This is a genomic window from Pseudomonas sp. EYE_354 (assembly GCF_023148575.1).
Taxonomy (GTDB): domain Bacteria; phylum Pseudomonadota; class Gammaproteobacteria; order Pseudomonadales; family Pseudomonadaceae; genus Aquipseudomonas.
In genome coordinates this window covers 1-3,345 of sequence record NZ_JAHXNQ010000033.1, presented here as the reverse complement: position 1 = coordinate 3,345, position 3,345 = coordinate 1, and the positions used below count along the sequence as shown (strand labels likewise).

Sequence of the window (3,345 nt, the reverse complement as noted above, 5' to 3'; positions counted from 1 at the left end):
TAGATCGTTCTTTAAAAATTTGGGTATGTGATAGAAAGATAGACTGAACGTTACTTTCACTGGTAACGGATCAGGCTAAGGTAAAATTTGTGATTCATTACAAATTTTCGGCGAATGTTGTCTTCACAGTATAACCAGATTGCTTGGGGTTATATGGTCAAGTGAAGAAGCGCATACGGTGGATGCCTTGGCAGTCAGAGGCGATGAAAGACGTGGTAGCCTGCGAAAAGCTTCGGGGAGTCGGCAAACAGACTTTGATCCGGAGATGTCTGAATGGGGGAACCCAGCCATCATAAGATGGTTATCTTGTACTGAATACATAGGTGCAAGAGGCGAACCAGGGGAACTGAAACATCTAAGTACCCTGAGGAAAAGAAATCAACCGAGATTCCCTTAGTAGTGGCGAGCGAACGGGGACTAGCCCTTAAGTGGCTTTGAGATTAGCGGAACGCTCTGGAAAGTGCGGCCATAGTGGGTGATAGCCCTGTACGCGAAAATCTCTTAGTCATGAAATCGAGTAGGACGGAGCACGAGAAACTTTGTCTGAATATGGGGGGACCATCCTCCAAGGCTAAATACTACTGACTGACCGATAGTGAACTAGTACCGTGAGGGAAAGGCGAAAAGAACCCCGGAGAGGGGAGTGAAATAGATCCTGAAACCGTATGCGTACAAGCAGTGGGAGCCCACTTTGTTGGGTGACTGCGTACCTTTTGTATAATGGGTCAGCGACTTATTTTCAGTGGCGAGCTTAACCGAATAGGGGAGGCGTAGCGAAAGCGAGTCTTAATAGGGCGTCTAGTCGCTGGGAATAGACCCGAAACCGGGCGATCTATCCATGGGCAGGTTGAAGGTTGGGTAACACTAACTGGAGGACCGAACCGACTACCGTTGAAAAGTTAGCGGATGACCTGTGGATCGGAGTGAAAGGCTAATCAAGCTCGGAGATAGCTGGTTCTCCTCGAAAGCTATTTAGGTAGCGCCTCATGTATCACTGTAGGGGGTAGAGCACTGTTTCGGCTAGGGGGTCATCCCGACTTACCAAACCGATGCAAACTCCGAATACCTACAAGTGCCGAGCATGGGAGACACACGGCGGGTGCTAACGTCCGTCGTGAAAAGGGAAACAACCCAGACCGTCAGCTAAGGTCCCAAAGTTATGGTTAAGTGGGAAACGATGTGGGAAGGCTTAGACAGCTAGGAGGTTGGCTTAGAAGCAGCCACCCTTTAAAGAAAGCGTAATAGCTCACTAGTCGAGTCGGCCTGCGCGGAAGATGTAACGGGGCTCAAACCATACACCGAAGCTACGGGTATCACGTAAGTGATGCGGTAGAGGAGCGTTCTGTAAGCCTGTGAAGGTGAGTTGAGAAGCTTGCTGGAGGTATCAGAAGTGCGAATGCTGACATGAGTAACGACAATGGGTGTGAAAAACACCCACGCCGAAAGACCAAGGTTTCCTGCGCAACGTTAATCGACGCAGGGTTAGTCGGTCCCTAAGGCGAGGCTGAAAAGCGTAGTCGATGGAAAACAGGTTAATATTCCTGTACTTCTGGTTATTGCGATGGAGGGACGGAGAAGGCTAGGCCAGCTTGGCGTTGGTTGTCCAAGTTTAAGGTGGTAGGCTGGAATCTTAGGTAAATCCGGGATTCTAAGGCCGAGAGCTGATGACGAGTTAACTTTTAGTTAACGAAGTGGTTGATGCCATGCTTCCAAGAAAAGCTTCTAAGCTTCAGGTAACCAGGAACCGTACCCCAAACCGACACAGGTGGTTGGGTAGAGAATACCAAGGCGCTTGAGAGAACTCGGGTGAAGGAACTAGGCAAAATGGCACCGTAACTTCGGGAGAAGGTGCGCCGGTGAGGGTGAAGGACTTGCTCCGTAAGCTCATGCCGGTCGAAGATACCAGGCCGCTGCGACTGTTTATTAAAAACACAGCACTCTGCAAACACGAAAGTGGACGTATAGGGTGTGACGCCTGCCCGGTGCCGGAAGGTTAATTGATGGGGTTAGCTAACGCGAAGCTCTTGATCGAAGCCCCGGTAAACGGCGGCCGTAACTATAACGGTCCTAAGGTAGCGAAATTCCTTGTCGGGTAAGTTCCGACCTGCACGAATGGCGTAACGATGGCGGCGCTGTCTCCACCCGAGACTCAGTGAAATTGAAATCGCTGTGAAGATGCAGTGTATCCGCGGCTAGACGGAAAGACCCCGTGAACCTTTACTATAGCTTTGCACTGGACTTTGAATTTGCTTGTGTAGGATAGGTGGGAGGCTTTGAAGCGTGGACGCCAGTTCGCGTGGAGCCAACCTTGAAATACCACCCTGGCAACTTTGAGGTTCTAACTCAGGTCCGTTATCCGGATCGAGGACAGTGTATGGTGGGTAGTTTGACTGGGGCGGTCTCCTCCTAAAGAGTAACGGAGGAGTACGAAGGTGCGCTCAGACCGGTCGGAAATCGGTCGTAGAGTATAAAGGCAAAAGCGCGCTTGACTGCGAGACAGACACGTCGAGCAGGTACGAAAGTAGGTCTTAGTGATCCGGTGGTTCTGTATGGAAGGGCCATCGCTCAACGGATAAAAGGTACTCCGGGGATAACAGGCTGATACCGCCCAAGAGTTCATATCGACGGCGGTGTTTGGCACCTCGATGTCGGCTCATCACATCCTGGGGCTGAAGCCGGTCCCAAGGGTATGGCTGTTCGCCATTTAAAGTGGTACGCGAGCTGGGTTTAGAACGTCGTGAGACAGTTCGGTCCCTATCTGCCGTGGACGTTTGAGATTTGAGAGGGGCTGCTCCTAGTACGAGAGGACCGGAGTGGACGAACCTCTGGTGTTCCGGTTGTCACGCCAGTGGCATTGCCGGGTAGCTATGTTCGGAATAGATAACCGCTGAAAGCATCTAAGCGGGAAACTAGCCTCAAGATGAGATCTCACTGGAACCTTGAGTTCCCTGAAGGGCCGTCGAAGACTACGACGTTGATAGGTTGGGTGTGTAAGCGCTGTGAGGCGTTGAGCTAACCAATACTAATTGCCCGTGAGGCTTGACCATATAACACCCAAGCAATTTGAGAACCTGAAAGGGCATCAGATTGCGGTGTGTGAAGACGAGACGAACCGAAAGTTTGTAGATCGCAAAACACCGAAGGCTGTCACATACCCGATTTGCTGAAGCGAGGCCGTTTGGTCACGAGTCAGTACCCGAATTTCTTGACGACCATAGAGCATTGGAACCACCTGATCCCATCCCGAACTCAGCAGTGAAACGATGCATCGCCGATGGTAGTGTGGGGTTTCCCCATGTGAGAGTAGGTCATCGTCAAGATTAAATTCCAGAACCCCTGTTTGCT

At 50.9% G+C, this 3,345-nt stretch carries 2 rRNA genes; both read left to right on the top strand.

From position 1 onward, the window contains the following. The first annotated feature begins 155 nt into the window (after positions 1-155). Positions 156-3,047 (top strand): 23S ribosomal RNA (locus tag KZX66_RS26285). Positions 3,048-3,204: 157 nt separating this feature from the next. Further along, a 5S ribosomal RNA gene (gene rrf, locus KZX66_RS26280) occupies positions 3,205-3,320 on the top strand. Positions 3,321-3,345 lie beyond the last annotated feature (25 nt).